Consider the following 18,335-nt stretch of genomic DNA (forward strand, 5'->3'; position numbering starts at 1 on the left):
GATTGACTAATAAACAGCCGCTTCGTAAGGTGCGGCTCTTTTTTCTTTTTTGCGGCCGGAGCTAGCTCCGGCCGTTTTACGCAGTGCAGATGGGGAGTTCAGTGTGAAACCGGTCAAAGTAGGCATCTGTGGGCTAGGTACCGTCGGTGGCGGTACCTTCAACGTGCTCAAGCGCAACGCCGAGGAAATTGCGCGGCGTGCCGGGCGTGACATTGAAGTGGCGCAGATTGCGCTGCGTTCGCAGAACCCGCAGTGCGACATTACCGGTACCCCCATTACCAACGATGTCTTCGCGCTGGTCGACAACCCCGAGATCGAGATCGTCATCGAGCTGATCGGCGGCTATACGCTGGCCCGCGAGCTGGTGCTCAGGGCCATCGACAATGGCAAGCATGTGGTCACCGCCAACAAGGCGTTAATCGCCGTGCATGGCAATGAGATCTTCGCCCGGGCGCGTGATAAGGGCGTGATCGTCGCGTTCGAAGCCGCCGTGGCGGGTGGCATTCCAGTGATCAAGGCGATTCGCGAGGGACTGGCAGCCAATCGCATCAACTGGCTGGCCGGGATCATCAACGGTACCGGCAACTTCATCCTCAGCGAAATGCGCGAGAAGGGCCGGGCCTTCGACGACGTGCTCAAAGAAGCCCAGGCCTTGGGCTATGCCGAGGCGGATCCGACCTTCGACGTCGAAGGCATCGATGCGGCGCACAAGCTGACCATCCTCGCCTCCATCGCCTTCGGCATTCCGCTGCAATTCGACAAGGCCTACACCGAAGGCATCACCAAGCTGACCACGGCTGACGTGGGCTATGCCGAAGCCCTGGGTTATCGCATCAAACACTTGGGTGTGGCGCGTCGCACCGAGGCCGGTATCGAGTTGCGCGTGCACCCGACCTTGATCCCGGCCGATCGCCTGATCGCCAACGTCAATGGCGTGATGAACGCGGTGATGGTCAATGGCGACGCGGCGGGCTCGACCCTGTATTACGGCGCGGGTGCTGGCATGGAACCGACTGCGTCCTCGGTCATCGCCGACCTGGTCGACGTAGTGCGCGCCCTGACCACCGATCCGACCAATCGGGTGCCACACCTGGCCTTCCAGCCGGATTCGCTGTCCGATCACCCGATTCTGCCGATCGCCGCGTGCGAGAGCGCCTACTACCTGCGCATCCAGGCCAAGGATCATCCCGGTGTGCTGGCTCAGGTGGCGAGCATCCTGTCGCAGCGTGGCATCAACATCGAGTCGATCATGCAGAAGGAAGTCGAAGAACACGACGGCTTGGTGCCGATGATTCTGGTAACCCATCGGGTGGTCGAGGCGCGCATCGACGAGGCGCTGGCCGCCCTGGAAGCGCTGGACGATGTGGTTGGCAAGGTCATGCGCATTCGCGTCGAACAGTTGAACTAACCCGCAGCAGGCCGCGCGCGCAGCAGGCGCGTGCGGCTTGCCGCTTGAAGCTTGCAGCTCAAACCGAAGGTTTGCCAAACATGCGCTATATCAGTACCCGCGGCCAGGCACCGGCCCTGAATTTCGAAGACGTTCTGCTGGCTGGCCTGGCCAGTGATGGCGGTCTCTACGTACCGGAAAACCTGCCACGCTTCACCCAGGAAGAAATCGCCTCCTGGGCCGGCTTGCCCTACCATGAGCTGGCCTTCCGGGTGATGCGCCCGTTCGTGACCGGCAGCATTCCGGATGCCGATTTCAAGAAGATTCTCGAAGAAACCTACGGCGTGTTTGCCCACAGCGCGGTGGCGCCACTGCGTCAGCTGAACGGCAACGAGTGGGTGCTTGAACTGTTCCACGGCCCGACCCTGGCGTTCAAGGATTTCGCCCTGCAGTTGCTCGGCCGCTTGCTCGACTATGTGCTGGCCAAGCGCAACGAGCGCGTGGTGATCATGGGGGCCACCTCGGGTGACACCGGTTCGGCGGCCATCGAAGGCTGCAAGGCCTGCGACAACGTCGACATATTCATCCTCCATCCGCATAACCGGGTGTCCGAGGTGCAGCGCCGGCAGATGACCACCATCCTCGGCGAGAACATCCACAACATCGCCGTCGAAGGCAACTTCGACGACTGCCAGGAGATGGTCAAGGACAGCTTTGCCGACCAGAGCTTCCTCAAGGGCACGCGTCTGGTGGCGGTCAACTCGATCAACTGGGCGCGGATCATGGCTCAGATCGTCTACTACTTCCACGCTGCCCTGCAGCTCGGCGGCCCGGCGCGCTCCATTGCGTTCTCGGTGCCGACCGGCAACTTCGGCGACATCTTCGCCGGCTACCTGGCGCGCAACATGGGCCTGCCGATCAGCCAGCTGATCGTCGCGACCAACCGCAACGACATCCTCCATCGCTTCATGAGCGGCAATCAGTACGTCAAGGGCGATCTCTACCCGACGCTGTCGCCGTCCATGGACATCATGGTCTCGTCGAACTTCGAACGCCTGCTGTTCGATCTGCACGGGCGTAACGGTGCGGCGATTGCCGAGCTGATGAACAACTTCAAGCAGGGGGGCGGTTTCAGCGTGGAGCAAGATCGCTGGACCGAGGCGCGCAAGTTGTTCGATTCCTTGGCGGTCGATGACCAGGCGACCTGCGAAACCATCGCCGAAGTGTTCGCCGAGTGCGGCGAGCTGCTCGATCCGCATACCGCCATCGGCGTGCGTGCCGCCCGTGAGTGTCGGCGTAGTCTGGCCACGCCCATGGTCATCCTGGGGACTGCACATCCGGTGAAGTTCCCCGAGGCGGTGGAGCAGGCCGGCGTCGGCCAGGCCCCGGCGTTGCCGCCGCATCTGGCTGATCTGTTCGAGCGCGAAGAGCGCTGCACGGTACTGGCCAATGACCTGAAAACGGTGCAGGGCTTTGTCACCCAGCACGGCAATCGCGGCAAGCCGCTGTAAGGGCGCGCGCGATTGGCCCAAGGCCGGTCACCGCAAGGTGCCGGTCTTTTTCGTTGGCGTGGGCTCGGGGCGCGCGGGTGTCTCAGCCGACCAGCAGCAGGTAGGTCAGGGTCATGAGCACGATCAGGCCCAGCCAGATCAGGGCATTGAGCTTGCTTCGGGCCACTATGCCGGGGCCGCGCAGGCAGATCGGTGGGTTTTCCTCTTGGTAGCGGTTGATCCGTTCCTCGGCTTCTTGCGCGCTTATCCCTTGGCGTACCTGCAGCAGTTCGATGGCTTCTTCGCGCCTGTCCTGCTGCAAAAGCAGTAGCACCTCCCCGGGCAGTGAGGGTTCATCGGCCGGCATGACTCTGCTCCTGGGCGGATTCAGATGGCGCCGTTGCGGCGCAGTTCGGCAACAGCTTCATGCTTATAGCCTAGCGCAGCGAGGATCTGCTCGGTGTGTTCGCCCAGTTGCGGGCCGGTCCACTCGACGCCGCCCGGGGTGTCGGACAACTTGGGTACGATGCCGGGCATCTTGAATGGCTTGCCGTCCGGCAGCTTGGCGCTGAGGAGCATTTCGCGGGCCAGGTATTGCGGGTCGTTGAACATGTCCTCGGCGCTGAAGATGCGGCTGGCCGGTACTTCGGCCTGATTCAAGGTCTCTAGTACCTGATCCAGCGGCAGCGAGCCGACCCAGCGATCGATCACCCCATACAGCTCGTCGCGGCGTGCGTCACGGCCGTCATTGCTGGCCAGGCTGGGGTCGTCGGCCAGGTCGTGGCGGTCGAGGGCCTGCATGAAACGTTTGAAGATGGCATCGCCGTTGGCGCCGATCTGGATGTGCTTGCCATCGCTGCTGGTGTGGATCGAGGACGGCGTGATGCCGGGCATGATATTGCCGCTACGTTCGCGGATAAAACCGAATACATCGAACTCCGGCACCATGGACTCCATCATGGCGAAGATCGCCTCATACAGCGCCACATCGACCACCTGGCCCTGGCCGCCATTCACTTCGCGGTGACGCAGCGCCATCAGCGCGCCTATCACGCCCCAGAGTGCGGCAATCGAATCGCCGATGGAAATGCCGGTGCGCACCGGGGGGCGGTCCTCGAAGCCAGTGATATAGCGCAGCCCGCCCATGGCTTCGCCGACCGCGCCGAAGCCCGGTTGATCCTTCATCGGCCCGCTCTGGCCGAAGCCGGACAGGCGCACCATTACCAGCTTGGGGTTGAGTGCATGCAGCACCTCCCAGCCCAGGCCGAGTTTTTCCAGCACGCCGGGGCGGAAGTTCTCGATCAGGATATCAGCCTCGCCGAGCAGCTTCTTCAGCACCTCCAGGCCTTGCGGGTGCTTGAGGTTGAGGGTGATCGACTGCTTGTTGCGCGCCTGCACGAACCACCACAAGGATGTCCCCTCGTAGAGCTTGCGCCACTTGCGCAGCGGGTCGCCGCCGTCGGGCGATTCGACCTTGATCACCTCGGCGCCGAACTCGGCGCAAATACGTGCGGCGAACGGGCCGGCGATCAGGCTGCCGAGTTCGATCACTTTCAGGCCGGCGAGGGGTTTGCTGGGCAGTTGCATGGCGCTTCCATCTATCAGGCTGTGGTCGCGACTCTAACGTGAGCGGGCGGCATCGGGTAGACTTGCCGACTTATTTGCTCAGCCAAGAAGCCCGTCCATGGCCCTGCCTTCCACGACCTACAAGATCGATCTGAACCTCACCGATATCGACCGCAGCATCTACCAGACCCTGCGTTTCACCGTGGCCAAACACCCCTCGGAAACCGAAGAGCGCCTGGCTGCGCGGTTGATCGCCTATGCCCTGTTCTACGACGAGCAGCTGGCTTTCGGTCGTGGCCTGTCGGATGTCGACGAGCCGGCGCTGTGGGAAAAGAGCCTGGACGACCGTGTGCTGCACTGGATCGAAGTCGGCCAACCCGATAGCGACCGCATCACCTGGTGCTCGCGGCGCACCGAGAAGTTCAGCCTGGTGGCCTATGGCAACTTGCGCGTGTGGCAGACCAAGGTGCTCGCTCCGGTGCGCAGCCTGAAGAACATCAACGTGGTGGCGCTGGACCAGGAGGCGCTGGCCAGCCTGGCGCTGGATATGCCGCGGGCGCTGAGCTGGAGCGTGATGATCAGCGACGGCGAACTGTTCGTCACTGACGAGCGTGGCCAGCATGAAGTGCCGATCGAGTGGCTGATCGGCCAGCGCTGAGGGAATGCGGGCCTGCGAGGATAACCGGTTATCAGAGTGGCTGATGAAACTTGACCCTCGCTGGGGTGCTGCTCAGCCTGCCGGTTTGCATATGAGGAACCTGCCATGCCCAGCCTGAACCCCAGTCGCGAGCAACTTGCCGAATTCGCCGAAAACATGCCGGCCGATAAACCCATCCTGATGCTCAACCTGTTGCGTTACAACGAACAGGCCGCGTATCCGCCGGGCAGCGAGCACGCCGCCTGCAGTGGCCCTGAGGCTTACGCCCGCTATAGCCGCACGGCGATCGCCAAGGTGCGTGGTGTCGGTGGTGCGGTTGAGGTCATGGCGCAGGCGCAGGTCGCACTGATTGCGCCGCCGGATGAGTGCTGGGATCAGGTGTTGCTGGTGCGCTATCCGAGCAAGGCGGCGTTTTTGAGCATGCTTGCCGACAGCGAGTATCAAGCCGCCACCGTACACCGCAGCGCTGCCCTGGCCGATTCACGCCTGATCGGTTGCATCGCGCCATGATGAACTGGATGCGGGCGGCGGCCACGGTTTCTCCGAATAAATTCAACTAGCCGATAAAGAGTCCCATGCGCATCGAAGCCCGCCCGCTACCCGCCATCCTGCCCGATCTGGGCAATCTGCCGCCGCTGTTGACCCGCCTGTATGCCGCCCGTGGCGTGCAGTCGCTGGCCGAACTGGACAAGGGCCTGGCACGGCTGATCCCCTATCAGCAGCTCAAGGGCATCGAGGCAGCGGTCGAGTTGCTGGTGCAAGCCCTGGAGCAGGGCCAGCGCATGCTGATCGTCGGTGACTTCGATGCCGATGGCGCCACCGCCAGCACCGTAGGCATGCTCGGGTTGCGCATGCTCGGCGCGGCGCATATCGACTACCTGGTGCCGAACCGCTTCGAGTTTGGCTACGGCCTGACTCCGGAAATCGTCGCGGTGGCGCTGCAGCGCCAGCCGCAGTTGTTGATTACCGTGGACAACGGCATTTCCAGTGTCGAGGGCGTGGCGGCGGCCAAGGCGGCGGGGCTGATGGTGCTGGTCACCGATCACCACCTGCCGGGGGCCGAGCTGCCTGCCGCGGATGCCATCGTCAATCCCAATCAGCTGGGTTGCCAGTTCCCGAGCAAGGCCATGGCCGGGGTCGGGGTGATTTTCTACGTGCTGCTGGCGCTGCGTGCACGGTTGCGCGAGCTGAGCTGGTTCAGTGCACAGCGCCCGGAGCCGAATCTGGCCGAGCTGCTCGACCTGGTGGCGCTGGGCAGCGTCGCCGACGTGGTGCCGCTGGATGCCAACAACCGCATCCTCGTGCATCAGGGCCTGGCGCGGATACGTGCAGGCCGCGCCCGACCGGGCCTGCGCGCGATTCTCGAAGTGGCCGGGCGTCAGGCCGAGCGCATCACCTCCACCGACCTGGGGTTTATCCTCGGTCCACGCCTGAATGCGGCGGGACGCCTGGATGACATGAGCCTGGGGATCGAATGCCTGCTCTGCGAGGATGAGGCCCTGGCCCGCGACATGGCGGTGGAGTTGGACCAGCTCAACCAGGACCGCAAGGCCATCGAGCAGGGCATGCAGCGCGAGGCCCTGGCCCAGCTCAAGGAACTGCCGCTGGAGGACATGCCGTTCGGCCTGTGCCTGTTCGACGCCGACTGGCACCAGGGCGTGATCGGTATCCTCGCCTCGCGCCTGAAGGAGCGTTACCACCGGCCGACCATTGCCTTCGCCGATGCCGGCGACGGTGTGCTCAAGGGGTCGGCGCGCTCGGTGCCGGGCTTTCATATCCGCGATGCCCTGGATGCCGTCGCGGCCAGGCATCCGCAGCTGATCAGCAAGTTCGGCGGGCATGCCATGGCGGCCGGCTTGTCGCTGCCCGAAGCCAACTTCGGTGCCTTTGCCGCGGCCTTCGATGCCGAGGTGCGGCGCCAGCTGGACGAAGACGACCTGACCGGGCGCTTGCTGTCCGATGGCGCCCTGTCGGTCGAGGAGTTTCACCTGCCCCTGGCCAAGGAGCTGCGCAATGCCGGGCCCTGGGGCCAGCATTTTCCCGAGCCGCTGTTTCACGGCGTGTTTCAGGTGGTGCAGCAGCGCCTGGTCGGCGACAAGCACCTCAAGCTGGTGCTGAAGACCGAGTGCGGCGGCCAGACCCTGGACGGTATCGCCTTCAATATCGACCGCGAGGTCTGGCCCAATCCCACCGTGCGCTGGGTCGAACTGGCCTACAAACTGGACGTCAACGAGTACCGCGGCCGGGAAAGCGTGCAGTTGATGGTGGCGCATCTGGCGCCGCGCTGAGCTGTCGCCCGCTAATTGACGGTGCACTGCCTGTTGCGAGTGACACCTTGCTGGATCGGGGGTTTATCCAGATTCTGCGGCCTGTCCGTAGGGCGGCTTCGGCGCGAAGCGACAACCCGCCAGTTTTGCGCCGCGCCGATGCGCCCTGGTGCACTGCCTGCGGCGAGTAATGATGGGATGGAGCGTAGGCTGTCAGCCCTGGTTGGCCTGCTGGCGTCGCTCATCGGCGAGCACGCGTTCGCTGACATCGTTCCAGCGCGAGAGCAGCTGCGGCGATTGCGCGGATTTCTGCTGCGGCGTCTTGGCCAGGAAGATCCCGTAGTTGTTGAAGGCATACACCGGCAGCAGGTCGCGGCGTTCGCCGGCCGGCTTGATCCGCGGCTCGATGTTGTCGAGGATCAGTGGCTGCGCCGCCTGGCTCGGGTAGTAGGCCAGCACCATGTGCGCCTGATTGAGCGCCAGCGCCTTGACGAATGTCAGGCGCAACTTTTCGCTGGGCACGCCCATCTCCACCAGGGTGAAGTACTTGCCGATGGCGAAATCCTCGCAGTCGCCCCGGCCGCGCGTCAGGGTCTGCGCCGGTGTCGCCCAGTACTCGTCCACGCCCCATATTTCGCGATCGCTGCCATAGCTCACCGAGCGATTGATGAAGTCGTTGACCGTTTGCAGTTTGCTGCGCTCGTCCAGGACGCCGCCCTGCTCGATCAGGCTGCGCCAACTGCTCCACCGGGCCTGCTCGATGGCTTGGTCGAGGGCGGAAGCGGCGGGCCGGGAGGCGCCAAGGCAGGAGTTGCCGGCCATGCTTAGCAGGATTGCCAGGGCAATGGGCAGTGTGCGGGTGAGGGTGACGGGAAATCGGGGCATGGTTGGGGTGTCTGCGCTGGACGGTTGAGCTATCCATAGCCTTGACCGAGTATTACCCGGTTTTGCCGCCATCCTACCGACGTCAATTAGTGAGCGCATAGAGGCAGTGTGTGATGGAAAACACTATTTGAGGATTTCCCCCGATTAACCGACGAACTGCATGGGGGTGGTGTTGGCGGGGTAATGACTGCGGCAGGGAAGTCGTGGCGCAGGGAGGGGCGCCGCCGGTGGCCGGCGGCGCGGTGGACTTACCAGCCCAGCTGCTTGTTGAAGCCGAGGGCGTCGTAGTAGTCGCCCTGGTAGGCGATCTTGCCGTCCTTGATGCGGATGAAGCTGACCCCTTCGAAACTCAGCGGCTTGCCGGTGGCCGGGGTGTCCGGACCCCAGGCGCCGCTGTTGGTGCCGCTGAACTGCCACTGGAAGGCGATGCCATCGGGGCCGACGATCGGCTCGCTGGTCATCTTCCAGCTCAGGTCCGGCACCGCGTCGATGAACACCTTGATCACGTTGTCGCGCGCGGCCGCCTTGCCATTCTGCGGGGTGCCGACGGTGGCATCGAAGTACACCGCATCCTCGGCCAGGAAGGTCGCGGCCTGCTCGGCGTCGTGGGCATTCCAGGCGGCCATGTAGCCATCGACGATGGCCTTGGCGTCATCCGCGGCCTGGGCCAGGCCGGCGGCGGCGAACAGCATGAAGAAACTGATACTGCGCAATGCGTTTTTCATTATGGGTGCTCCAGTTCAGAGTGAGTGGCCCGACATGGGCCGCCCGGCTTTTGTTACCAGCGGCTAATGCTTGAACATGACGTGACGCACGGCGGTGTAGTCCTCCAGTCCGTACATCGACATGTCCTTGCCATAGCCGGACAGCTTCATCCCGCCATGGGGCATTTCGTTGACCAGCATGAAGTGGGTGTTGACCCAGGTGCAGCCGTACTGCAGGCGCGCGGCGATGCGGTGGGCGCGGCCGACGTCCTGGGTCCACACCGAGGAAGCCAGGCCGTAGTCGGAGTCGTTGGCCCAGGCCAGCGCCTGCGCCTCGTCGTCGAACCGGGTGACCGAGACCACCGGGCCGAACACTTCGCGACGCACGATTTCGTCCTCCTGGCGGGCGCCGGCCAGCACCGTCGGTTGGTAGAAGAAGCCGGGGCCGGCGACCGCCTTGCCGCCGGTGACCACCTCGATGTGCCCCAGCGCCGCCGCGCGCTCGACGAAGCCACTGGCGCGCTCGCGGTGCTCGGCGGTGATCAGTGGGCCCAGTTCGGTGGCCGGGTCGTGCTGCAGGCCGTGCTTGATGCTGCCGACCGCCGCGCCCAGTTCGGCGACGAACTTCTCGTAGATGCCTTTCTGCGCATAAATGCGGCAGGCGGCGGTGCAGTCCTGGCCGGCGTTGTAGAAGCCGAAGGTGCGGATGCCCTCCACCGCGGCGGCGATGTCGGCGTCGTCGAAGATCAGCACCGGCGCCTTGCCGCCCAGTTCCATGTGCATGCGCTTCACCGAGGCGGCGGTGCTGGCAATGATGTTCGAGCCGGTGGCGACCGAGCCGGTCAGCGACACCATGCGCACCTGCGGGTGGGTCACCAGCGGGCTGCCGACGCTGGCGCCGCGGCCGAAGACGATGTTGACCACCCCGGCGGGGAAGATCTCGGCGAGGAACTCGGCCAGCTTCAGCGCGGTCAGCGGGGTCTGTTCGGAGGGCTTGAGCACCACGGTATTGCCGGCGGCCAAGGCCGGGGCGAGCTTCCAGGCGGCCATCATCAGCGGGTAGTTCCAGGGCGCGATGGACGCCACCACGCCGATCGGGTCGCGGCGGATCATCGAGGTGTGCCCCGGCAGGTACTCGCCGGCGGCGCTGCCACTGAGGCAGCGGCTGGCGCCGGCGAAGAAACGGAACACGTCGGCGATGGCCGGGATCTCGTCGTTCAGCGCGGCGGCGTAGGGTTTGCCGCAGTTGTCCGACTCCAGGCGGGCGAACTCCTCGGCATGCGCCTCGATCTTGTCGGCCAGGCGCAGCAGCAACAGTGCGCGGTCCTTCGGCGCGGTCTGCGACCAGCCGTCGAAGGCGGCGTCGGCGGCGCGCACGGCGGCATCGACCTGCTCGCTGCTGGCCTCGTTGATATGCAGCAGCGGCGCGCCGAGCGCCGGGTTGAGCACCGCCAGGCTGGCGCCTTCGCCAGCGACCAGGCGGCCATTGATCAGCAGTTTGCTTTGCATTGCGCAATCCTCTGGTTGGGGCTTCTACGAATTCACCGCGGCCGCGAGTTCGCGCCGCGTCAGGCTCATTTACCGCCGCTGCCGGCCACGCTCTCGCCGCCCTTGGTCAGGTAGTAGGCACCGAGGATCGGGATCATGGTCACCAGCATCACCGACATCGCCACCACGTTGGTCACCGGCACGTCGCGCGGTCGGCTCAACTGGTTGAGCAGCCACAGCGGCAGGGTGCGCTCGTGACCGGCGGTGAAGGTGGTGACGATGATCTCGTCGAACGACAGGGCGAAGGCGAGCATGCCGCCGGCCAGCAGGGCCGAGCCGAGGTTGGGCAGGATGATGTAGCGAAAGGTCTGCCAGCCGTCGGCGCCGAGATCCATCGAGGCCTCGATCAGGCTGTAGGAGGTGCGGCGGAAGCGGGCGATCACGTTGTTGTAGACGATCACCACGCAGAAGGTGGCGTGGCCGACGACGATGGTGAAGATGCCCGGCTCGATATCCAGGGTCTTGAACGCCGCCAGCAGGGCCAGGCCGGTGACGATGCCGGGCAGGGCGATCGGCAGGATCAGCAGCAGCGAGATGCCCTCCTTGCCGAAGAAGTCGCGGCGGTACAGCGCGGCGGCGGCCAGGGTGCCGAGGACCAGGGCGATCAGGGTGGCCAGGCAGGCGATCTGCAGCGACAGCTTGATCGCCTCGAGCACGTCGACCCGGGCGAAGGCCACGCTGAACCAGTGCAGGGTGAAGCCCTGGGGCGGGAAGCTGAAGGCGGCGTCTTCGGTGTTGAAGGCGTAGATGAAGATGATCAGGATCGGGAAGTGGAGGAATAGCAGTCCCGCCCACGCCGCCAGCTTCAGGCCCCAGGAAGCCCGCTCTGATGAGGGAGTATTAGAGCGCATCGAAGGCCCCCAGGCGTTTGACGATGGACAGGTAGATGGCGATCAGCACGATCGGCACCAGGGTGAAGGCGGCGGCCATCGGCATGTTGCCGACCGCGCCCTGCTGCACGTAAACCATGCTGCCGATGAAGAAGCCGGGTGGGCCGACCAGTTGCGGCACGATGAAGTCGCCCAGGGTCAGCGAGAAGGTGAAAATCGAGCCGGCGGCGATGCCGGGGATCGACAGCGGCAGGATCACCTGGACGAAGGTCTGCCAGGGGCGCGCGCCGAGGTCGGCGGAGGCCTGCAGCAGCGAGGGCGGCAGGCGCTCCAGGGCGGCCTGGATCGGCAGGATCATGAACGGCAGCCAGATGTAGACGAACACCAGGAAGCGGCCCAGGTGCGAGGTCGACAGGGTGCTGCCGCCGACCCCGGGAATGCTCAGGATCAGTTGCAGGGTCGGCGCCAGGCCGAGCTGGTCGACGAACCACTGGGCCACCCCGCCCTTGGCCAGCAGCAGGGTCCAGGCATAGGCCTTGACGATGTAGCTGGCCCACATCGGCATCATCACCGCGATGTAGAAGAACGCCTTGGTCTTGCCCGTGGTGTGGCGCGCCATGTAGTAGGCGATGGGGAAGGCCAGCAGGGCGCTGGCCAGGGACACGGCGATGGCCATGCTCAGGGTGCGCAGGATGATGTCGTAGTTGGCGGGCCGGAACAGCGCGATCAGGTTGTCCAGGGTCAGCTCCGGGGTGACCATCATGCTGTAGTCGTCGAAGGTATACAGGCCCTGCCAGAGCAGGGTCAGCAGCGAGCCGAAGTAGATTGCGCCGAACCACAGCAGCGGCGGCACCAGCAGCAACGCCAGGTACAGGTTGGGCTTGCGGTAGAGCAGGTTGGCCAGGCGGTGCAGCGGGCCATGGGCCGGCTGGCGTGTCCGGGATTTCAAGGACGCCTCCATTTCAGTGGCCCTCACCAGGGGCAAGATCCTGCAGCGCCACCATCGCTGCCCGAGCCCAGCGCGCGGTCACGGCCTGGCCGGGCTGGAAGGTCGGCGCGCCGGCCTGCCACTGATCGTTGGCCTGGCTGACGCTGAGGTTCTGGCCGTTTTCCAGCTGGATCTCATAGCGGGTAGCCGCACCCTGGTACTGGATGTCGTGCAGCAGGCCGCTGACTTCCAGCTCGCCACTGGCGAGGGGCTGGTCGTCGGCGAAGCGGATGTGCTCGGGGCGGATCGAGAACGGCAGGGCCTGGCCGGTCAGGCGCTGGGCCAGCGCGCCGCGCAGCACGTTGGAGGTGCCGACGAATTCGGCGACGAACGCGGTCGCCGGCTTCATGTACAGGTTGCGCGGGCTGTCGACCTGCTCGATGCGGCCCTTGTTGAACACCGCGACCCGGTCGGACATCGACAGCGCCTCGGTCTGGTCGTGGGTGACGAAGATGAAGGTGATGCCGAGCTGGCGCTGCAGCTTCTTCAGCTCGCCCTGCATCTGCTCACGCAGCTTGAGGTCGAGGGCGCCGAGCGGCTCGTCCAGCAGCAGCACTCGCGGTCGGTTGACCAGGGCACGGGCCAGGGCCACGCGCTGGCGCTGGCCGCCGGACAGTTGCGCCGGCTTGCGTGCGCCGTAGCCGTCCAGGGCCACCAGGGCCAGGGTCTCTTCGGCGCGGACATAGCGCTCGCCCTTGGCCACCCCCTTGACCTTGAGGCCGTAGGCGACGTTGTCCAGCACGTTCATGTGCGGGAACAGCGCGTAGTCCTGGAACACCGTGTTGACGTCGCGCTGATAGGGCGCCAGGCCGACGGCCTCCTCGCCGTGGATGCGGATGCTGCCGGCGCTGGGCTGCTCGAAGCCGGCGATCAGGCGCAGGCAGGTGGTCTTGCCCGAGCCGGAGGGGCCGAGCATGGAGAAGAATTCGCCATCCTGGATGTCGATGGACACCCGGTCGACGGCCTTGACCTCGCCGAAGACGCGGGAGACACCGGTGAATTGCACTGCAAGGGTCATGTAAAACTCCAGGATAAAAATATGCCACCCGCCCTGGCTGCCAGGGGCCGGAGGGACGGTGCAACAGGTTGCCGGCTGTGGCGTGGGTCCGGCCGCGCAGGCACAACCCAACTTGCGACACTGCGGTTAGGTTGTTAGCGAACTAGCGCTGCGCGAGCGGTTCGTGGGCAAGGCGTCCCGCAGCACGATGCGAGACATACCTTCTGGTAGGCGAGCATCGTGCGAGGACACAACGCCGCCCACGGACCGCGCAGCCGGCGCGGCTCCCTTATCTACCGCCCATGATCGCGATGTAATCCTGGGTCCAACGGCTGTAGGGCACGTACTTGCCACCCTCGGCCTGCGGGGTCTTCCAGAAGGCGATCTGGTCGAACTTGTCGAAGCCATTGGTCTTGCAGCCTTCGGCGCCGAGCAACTCATTACCCTGGCAGGCGGCGGGCACCGCCGGCAGGGAGCCGAACCAGGAGGCCAGATCGCCCTGTACCTTGGGTTCCAGCGACCAGTTCATCCACTGGTAGGCGCAGTTCGGGTGCTTAGCGTCGGCGTGCAACATGGTGGTGTCGGCCCAGCCGGTGGCACCCTCTACCGGCACCACTGAGGCGATCGGTTGGCTTTCCGCCTGCAGGGCGTTGACCTGGTACGGCCAGGAGCCGGAGGCGACCACGCCTTCGTTCTTGAAGTCGCTCATCTGTACCGTGGCGTCGTGCCAGTAACGGTGGATCAGGTCATGTTGCTGGCGCAGCAGGGCCAGGGTGGCGGCGTACTGCGCCTCGTTGAGCAGGTAGGGGTCGTCGATGCCCAGCTCGGGCTTGGTCGCCTTGAGGTAGAGCGCCGCATCGGCGATGTAGATCGGGCCGTCATAGGCCTGCACGCGGCCCTTGTTGCTCTTGCCATCGGCCAAGGTCTGCTCCTCGAACACCACCTTCCAGCTGGTCGGCGCGTCCTTGAATACCTCAGTGTTGTACATCAGCACGTTGGGGCCCCACTGGTAGGGGGTGCCGTAATGCTGGCCGGCGACGGTGTGCCAGGGGGCCTGCTTGAGGCGCTCATCGACGCTCTTCCAGTTGGGGATCAGGTCGATGTTGATTGGCTGCACGCGCTTGCCGGCGACCAGGCGCAGCGAGGCGTCGCCCGAGGCGGTGACCAGGTCGTAGCCGCCCTTGGCCATCAGGCTGACCATCTCGTCGGAGGTGGCGGCGGTCTTGACGTTGACCATGCAGCCGGTCTGCTGTTCAAAACCGGTGACCCAGTCGTAGCCCTTGTCGGTCTCGCCGCGTTCGATATAGCCGGGCCAGGCGACGATATCCAGGCGTCCTTCGCCGGCACCGAGGGCCTTCAACGGCTCGGCGGCTTGCAGGCTGGCGCTGGCCAGCAGTGCGCTGGCCAGCGCACTGAACAAAGCGGTTCTTTGCACGAACATTGGGTTTCCCTCTTTTCTGTTGTTGGGCTCGGGGCAGTTGAACGTCATGTAGCTCAGCCGGTCAGGGCTACTTGTGGGTACTACTCATTCAATCCAGCTGCTGCTGGCCGTGGCGGGCCATGATGTGGCGCACCACGCTGTAGTCCTGCAGCGAATCGCTGGACAGATCCTTGCCGTAGCCGGAGCGCTTGAGGCCGCCGTGGGGCATCTCGCTGACCAGCATGAAGTGACTGTTGATCCAGGTGCAGCCGTACTGCAGGCGCGCGGCGACTTGCATGGCCTTGTCCAGATTGCCGGTCCACACCGAGGAAGCCAGGCCGTATTCGGAGTCGTTGGCCCAGTCCACTGCCTGCGCCAGTTCGTCGAAGCGGGTGACGGTGACCACCGGGCCGAACACCTCGCGCTGGACGATCTCGTCGCCCTGCCGGCAGCCCGCGAGCAGGGTCGGCTGGTAATAGAAGCCGGGGCCGGAGTGCGCGGCGGCGCCGGTGACGCGCTCGATGTGCGGTTGACCGAGGGCGCGCTCGACGAAGCTGGCCACCCGGTCGCGTTGGCGCGCGCTGATCAGCGGGCCGATCTCGTTATCCGCATCGGTCTTGCGGGCAAAGCGCAGGCTGCTCACGGCATCACCCAACTCCGCCACCAGGCGGTCATGAATCCCTTCTTCAGCATAGATGCGGCAGGCCGCCGTGCAATCCTGGCCGGCGTTGTAGTAACCATAGCTGCGCACGCCTGCGACCACCGCCTGCAGGTCGGCATCGTTGCAGACGATCACCGGCGCCTTGCCGCCGAGTTCCAGGTGGGTGCGCTTGAGGGTTTTGGCGGCGGCCTGGAGGATTTTCTGCCCGGTGACGATATCGCCGGTCAGCGAGACCATGCGCACCTTGGGGTGGCTGACCAGCTGGCTGCCGACGCTATCGCCGCCACCACAGAGGATGTTCAGCACGCCGCGCGGCAACAGCTCGGCGAGCACCGGGGCCAGGGCCAGGATCGACAGCGGGGTGTGCTCGGAGGGTTTGAATACCAGGCAGTTGCCGGCGGCGAGGGCCGGGGCGATCTTCCAGGCGGCCATCATCAGCGGGTAGTTCCAGGGCGCGATGGAGGCGACCACGCCGATCGGGTCGCGCCGCACCATGCTGGTATAGCCCGGCAGGTATTCGCCGGACAGTTGGCCGGTCTGGCAGCGCACCGCGCCGGCGAAGAAGCGGAACACGTCCACCGCGGCGCTGAGGTCGTCCTGCCGGGCCAGGTGCAGCGGCTTGCCGCAGTTGAGCGCTTCCAGGCGGGCGAGCAGGTCGGCGCGCTGTTCGATGGCGTCGGCGATGCCGAGCAGGATCAGCGAGCGTTGCTGTGGGGTGGTGCGCGACCAGCTGGGAAATGCCCGGTGTGCCGCCAGGATGGCGGCCTCGACCTGTTCGCCTGAGGCTTCGGCGATATGGGTCAGGATTTCACCGGTTGCCGGGTTGAGGATCGCTTCCACCGCGCCTTCACCGGCGAGCAGTTGGCCGTCGATCAATAATTCACGGAAGAGGGGCGTGGGAATCGGTGCGCCAGCCATGCGGTGTGCCCTTATCTTAATTTGGGGACAACGGGCTGCTGTAGGGAGGACTCAGGCCCGGTGCGCTCTTCTCACTGTGCGAAGGAGAGACTAGATCCTGGGCTTAAGGCTCACAAATTCTTAATACTGAAGGCTGCGTTCGATTAAATAGATAGCTTGCGTCCGCCAGGTTGCTCGCGGGCAACGCTGAGGAAGGGGTCGACCAGTGCCGGTCGTGCGCTGCCGCGGCGCCAGGCCAGACCGACGTCGAGGGGCTGGGTCAGGTCGACCAGGGCGCGGGCTTCGATGATGTCGCCCTCCAGTGACCAGGGGCGGTAGGTCATGTCCGGCTGGATCGACAGGCCCAGGCCGGCGGCGACCAGGCTGCGCACCGCCTCGGTGGAGCCGGTGCGCAGGGTGATGTGCGGCTGCAGGCCGGCGCCGGACCAGATGCGCTGGGCATTCAGCTCCATCTCGTCGACATTGAGCTGGATCAGCGGCTCGCTGACGATGTCGGCCAGGCTGATGCTGTCGTGTTCCAGCAGTGGGTGCTGCGGCGGCAGCCAGAGGCGCAGCGGTGAGTGGGTCAGTACCTCGGTCTGCAAGGCGTGGCGGTCTTCAAGGTTGGACAGGATCAGCACGCCGACGTCGATCTCGCCGCTGACCAGCAGGTGCTCGATGTACGGGCGTTCGTCTTCCATCACGCGGATTTCGACGTTGGGGTAGGCGCGCTGGAAACGGGTGAGCAGGTCGGCCAGGTAGTAGCCGGCAACCAGGCTGGTCACGCCGATGGTCAGGCTGCCGGCGACCTGGTCGGCGCTCTGTTGCAGGCTGCGTTTGGCGTTGTCGACCGTGGCCAGGATCAGGTGCGCCTGGCGCAGGAACTGGTGGCCCTGGTGGGTCAGGGACATGCCCTTGGCGTGGCGATTGAACAGGCTGACGCCGATCTCCTCCTCCAGTTGCTGGATGGCCAGGGTCAGGGTCGACTGGGAGATGTGCACGGCCTGGGCTGCTGCGGAAATCGAGCCGGTCTCGGCGACGGCAATGAAGTGGCGGATCTGGCGCAGGGTCATCATCGCGGGCTACCAACAGGGGACTGAGCAGTCTTTCGGTACAGTTTTGTCGAAAGTACCTCATTGCGTTCGTTTTTGTAGAGCGCTAAATGTTTTCCCTGGTGGACGCGCGGCGTGCGACTCGCCAGGCCGCGCGGCGGCAACATCCCGACGCAATCCGCCGGCGACTGCGGGATTTTTCCATTTAATCTGACGGTAGTATTTGCACCTTGGTTACCCAGGAGACGTGACGATGAACACCCGTGGTTTGCTCGATCAGCTGCTCAAGTCCGGTCAGGATCTGCTGCAAAACAAGGCGGGGCAAAATCCCGGCAAGGGGCCCGCCGCCGGTGGTTTGGGTGGGTTGTTGTCAGGTGGTGCTGGCGGTCTGGGCAGTCTGCTATCCGGTGCGGGTGGCGGCGCCTTGGCTGGCGGTGCCATGGCTTTGCTGCTGGGCAACAAGAGCGCCCGCAAGTTGGGCGGCAAGGCGCTGACCTATGGCGGCCTGGCCGCGCTCGGGGTGATCGCCTACAAGGCCTATGGCAACTGGCAGGCGCAGCAGGCGCAAGCGCCGCAGGGCGAACCGCAAACTCTCGATCGCTTGCCGGCGCCGCAGGTCGAGGTGCATAGCCAGGGGATTCTCAAGGCATTGGTGGCCGCCGCCAAGGCGGATGGGCATGTCGATGCGCGAGAGCGCCAGCTCATCGAAGGCGAGCTGGTCAAGTTGACCCATGACGCCGAACTGCAGCGCTGGCTCGAGGCCGAACTGAACAAACCGCTGGATCCGGCCGAGGTGGCGGGCGCGGCGACCAGTCCGGAAATGGCTGCCGAGATGTATATCGCCAGCGTACTGATGGTCGATGAGGAGCACTTCATGGAGCGCGCCTACCTGGAGGAACTGGCCCGCCAGCTCAAGCTCGACCCGGCGCTGAAAAGCGAACTGGAAGCCCAGGTGCGCCTGGAGCTGAACGCCGGCTGAAAGTCG

The 18,335-nt window shown here is 65.0% G+C and carries 17 protein-coding genes; 6 read left to right on the forward strand and 11 right to left on the reverse strand.

The window, feature by feature from the left end:
- Positions 1 to 103: 103 nt before the first annotated feature.
- Together PH586_RS03320 and thrC are read left to right on the forward strand one after the other, a co-directional pair.
- Positions 104 to 1,408 carry a homoserine dehydrogenase gene (locus PH586_RS03320; RefSeq protein ID WP_271346329.1) on the forward strand — a complete coding sequence of 435 codons (1,305 nt, stop codon included), beginning with the start codon at positions 104 to 106 and terminating at the stop codon, positions 1,406 to 1,408.
- Positions 1,409 to 1,488: 80 nt separating this feature from the next.
- Positions 1,489 to 2,898: a threonine synthase gene (gene thrC, locus PH586_RS03325; RefSeq protein WP_271346330.1), complete on the forward strand. Its 1,410-nt coding sequence runs from the start codon at positions 1,489 to 1,491 to the stop codon at positions 2,896 to 2,898.
- Positions 2,899 to 2,980: 82 nt separating this feature from the next.
- Here the strand turns inward: thrC and PH586_RS03330 are convergent, their stop codons facing one another.
- Together PH586_RS03330 and PH586_RS03335 are read right to left on the reverse strand one after the other, a co-directional pair.
- Entirely contained in the window at positions 2,981 to 3,244 is a 264-nt protein-coding gene (locus PH586_RS03330; protein ID WP_271346331.1) for a hypothetical protein, read from the reverse strand.
- A 20-nt stretch (positions 3,245 to 3,264) separates the two neighbouring features.
- Complete coding sequence (locus PH586_RS03335; RefSeq protein ID WP_271346332.1) at positions 3,265 to 4,464, reverse strand: CaiB/BaiF CoA transferase family protein; 1,200 nt, start codon at positions 4,462 to 4,464, stop codon at positions 3,265 to 3,267.
- Positions 4,465 to 4,561: 97 nt separating this feature from the next.
- Here PH586_RS03335 and PH586_RS03340 point away from each other — a divergent pair, with 97 nt between their 5' ends.
- The 3 genes from PH586_RS03340 to recJ all read left to right on the forward strand — a co-directional run bounded on the left by PH586_RS03340 (position 4,562) and on the right by recJ (position 7,389).
- A complete protein-coding gene (locus tag PH586_RS03340) occupies positions 4,562 to 5,101 on the forward strand; it encodes a YaeQ family protein (RefSeq protein WP_271346333.1) in 540 nt (179 codons plus the stop codon).
- Positions 5,102 to 5,206: 105 nt separating this feature from the next.
- A complete protein-coding gene (locus PH586_RS03345; RefSeq protein ID WP_271346334.1) occupies positions 5,207 to 5,611 on the forward strand; it encodes a DUF1330 domain-containing protein in 405 nt (134 codons plus the stop codon).
- A gap of 65 nt (positions 5,612 to 5,676) precedes the next feature.
- The gene (gene recJ / locus PH586_RS03350) at positions 5,677 to 7,389 is read left to right on the forward strand and encodes a single-stranded-DNA-specific exonuclease RecJ (RefSeq protein ID WP_271346335.1); all 1,713 of its coding nucleotides are present in this window, start codon (positions 5,677 to 5,679) and stop codon (positions 7,387 to 7,389) included.
- A gap of 192 nt (positions 7,390 to 7,581) precedes the next feature.
- Here the strand turns inward: recJ and PH586_RS03355 are convergent, their stop codons facing one another.
- From PH586_RS03355 to PH586_RS03395, 9 genes are all read right to left on the reverse strand, one after another.
- Positions 7,582 to 8,253 carry a transglutaminase-like cysteine peptidase gene (locus PH586_RS03355; RefSeq protein ID WP_271346336.1) on the reverse strand — a complete coding sequence of 224 codons (672 nt, stop codon included), beginning with the start codon at positions 8,251 to 8,253 and terminating at the stop codon, positions 7,582 to 7,584.
- Between the two features lie 248 nt (positions 8,254 to 8,501).
- Entirely contained in the window at positions 8,502 to 8,978 is a 477-nt protein-coding gene (locus PH586_RS03360) for an ester cyclase (protein WP_271346337.1), read from the reverse strand.
- Positions 8,979 to 9,041: 63 nt separating this feature from the next.
- Positions 9,042 to 10,466 carry a gamma-aminobutyraldehyde dehydrogenase gene (locus PH586_RS03365; protein WP_271346338.1) on the reverse strand — a complete coding sequence of 475 codons (1,425 nt, stop codon included), beginning with the start codon at positions 10,464 to 10,466 and terminating at the stop codon, positions 9,042 to 9,044.
- A 65-nt stretch (positions 10,467 to 10,531) separates the two neighbouring features.
- Positions 10,532 to 11,356, reverse strand: a complete 825-nt coding sequence (locus PH586_RS03370; protein ID WP_271346339.1) for an ABC transporter permease — start codon at positions 11,354 to 11,356, stop codon at positions 10,532 to 10,534.
- The gene (locus PH586_RS03375; protein ID WP_271346460.1) at positions 11,346 to 12,296 is read right to left on the reverse strand and encodes an ABC transporter permease; all 951 of its coding nucleotides are present in this window, start codon (positions 12,294 to 12,296) and stop codon (positions 11,346 to 11,348) included. The genes PH586_RS03370 and PH586_RS03375 overlap by 11 nt, the downstream gene beginning before the upstream one ends.
- Before the next feature lies 1 nt (position 12,297).
- On the reverse strand, positions 12,298 to 13,341 hold the full coding sequence (locus PH586_RS03380; protein WP_271346340.1) for an ABC transporter ATP-binding protein: 1,044 nt from the start codon (positions 13,339 to 13,341) through the stop codon (positions 12,298 to 12,300).
- 268 nt (positions 13,342 to 13,609) lie between these two features.
- Positions 13,610 to 14,761 carry a putative ABC transporter substrate-binding protein YdcS gene (gene ydcS, locus PH586_RS03385; RefSeq protein ID WP_271346341.1) on the reverse strand — a complete coding sequence of 384 codons (1,152 nt, stop codon included), beginning with the start codon at positions 14,759 to 14,761 and terminating at the stop codon, positions 13,610 to 13,612.
- A gap of 88 nt (positions 14,762 to 14,849) precedes the next feature.
- The gene (locus PH586_RS03390; protein ID WP_271346342.1) at positions 14,850 to 16,319 is read right to left on the reverse strand and encodes a gamma-aminobutyraldehyde dehydrogenase; all 1,470 of its coding nucleotides are present in this window, start codon (positions 16,317 to 16,319) and stop codon (positions 14,850 to 14,852) included.
- 143 nt (positions 16,320 to 16,462) lie between these two features.
- Positions 16,463 to 17,374 (reverse strand): LysR family transcriptional regulator, encoded by a 912-nt coding sequence (locus PH586_RS03395; protein WP_271346343.1) that lies wholly within the window; start codon positions 17,372 to 17,374, stop codon positions 16,463 to 16,465.
- A 229-nt stretch (positions 17,375 to 17,603) separates the two neighbouring features.
- On the opposite strand from PH586_RS03395, the gene PH586_RS03400 reads away from it, so the two are divergent.
- The gene (locus PH586_RS03400; protein WP_271346344.1) at positions 17,604 to 18,329 is read left to right on the forward strand and encodes a tellurite resistance TerB family protein; all 726 of its coding nucleotides are present in this window, start codon (positions 17,604 to 17,606) and stop codon (positions 18,327 to 18,329) included.
- Positions 18,330 to 18,335: the final 6 nt, after the last annotated feature.

This window comes from Pseudomonas aestuarii, assembly GCF_027988105.1.
GTDB classification, from domain to species: domain Bacteria; phylum Pseudomonadota; class Gammaproteobacteria; order Pseudomonadales; family Pseudomonadaceae; genus Aquipseudomonas; species Aquipseudomonas aestuarii.

Excerpts from the sequence above, each read along its gene's own strand:
- thrC (WP_271346330.1), top strand. The coding sequence starts at position 1,489 with ATGCGCTATATCAGTACCCGCGGCCAGGCACCGGCCCTGAATTTCGAA.
- PH586_RS03330 (WP_271346331.1), bottom strand. The coding sequence starts at position 3,244 with ATGCCGGCCGATGAACCCTCACTGCCCGGGGAGGTGCTACTGCTTTTG.
- PH586_RS03335 (WP_271346332.1), bottom strand. The coding sequence starts at position 4,464 with ATGCAACTGCCCAGCAAACCCCTCGCCGGCCTGAAAGTGATCGAACTC.
- PH586_RS03340 (WP_271346333.1), top strand. The coding sequence starts at position 4,562 with ATGGCCCTGCCTTCCACGACCTACAAGATCGATCTGAACCTCACCGAT.
- PH586_RS03345 (WP_271346334.1), top strand. The coding sequence starts at position 5,207 with ATGCCCAGCCTGAACCCCAGTCGCGAGCAACTTGCCGAATTCGCCGAA.
- recJ (WP_271346335.1), top strand. The coding sequence starts at position 5,677 with ATGCGCATCGAAGCCCGCCCGCTACCCGCCATCCTGCCCGATCTGGGC.
- PH586_RS03355 (WP_271346336.1), bottom strand. The coding sequence starts at position 8,253 with ATGCCCCGATTTCCCGTCACCCTCACCCGCACACTGCCCATTGCCCTG.
- PH586_RS03360 (WP_271346337.1), bottom strand. The coding sequence starts at position 8,978 with ATGAAAAACGCATTGCGCAGTATCAGTTTCTTCATGCTGTTCGCCGCC.
- PH586_RS03365 (WP_271346338.1), bottom strand. The coding sequence starts at position 10,466 with ATGCAAAGCAAACTGCTGATCAATGGCCGCCTGGTCGCTGGCGAAGGC.
- PH586_RS03370 (WP_271346339.1), bottom strand. The coding sequence starts at position 11,356 with ATGCGCTCTAATACTCCCTCATCAGAGCGGGCTTCCTGGGGCCTGAAG.
- PH586_RS03375 (WP_271346460.1), bottom strand. The coding sequence starts at position 12,296 with ATGGAGGCGTCCTTGAAATCCCGGACACGCCAGCCGGCCCATGGCCCG.
- PH586_RS03380 (WP_271346340.1), bottom strand. The coding sequence starts at position 13,341 with ATGACCCTTGCAGTGCAATTCACCGGTGTCTCCCGCGTCTTCGGCGAG.
- ydcS (WP_271346341.1), bottom strand. The coding sequence starts at position 14,761 with ATGTTCGTGCAAAGAACCGCTTTGTTCAGTGCGCTGGCCAGCGCACTG.
- PH586_RS03390 (WP_271346342.1), bottom strand. The coding sequence starts at position 16,319 with ATGGCTGGCGCACCGATTCCCACGCCCCTCTTCCGTGAATTATTGATC.
- PH586_RS03395 (WP_271346343.1), bottom strand. The coding sequence starts at position 17,374 with ATGATGACCCTGCGCCAGATCCGCCACTTCATTGCCGTCGCCGAGACC.
- PH586_RS03400 (WP_271346344.1), top strand. The coding sequence starts at position 17,604 with ATGAACACCCGTGGTTTGCTCGATCAGCTGCTCAAGTCCGGTCAGGAT.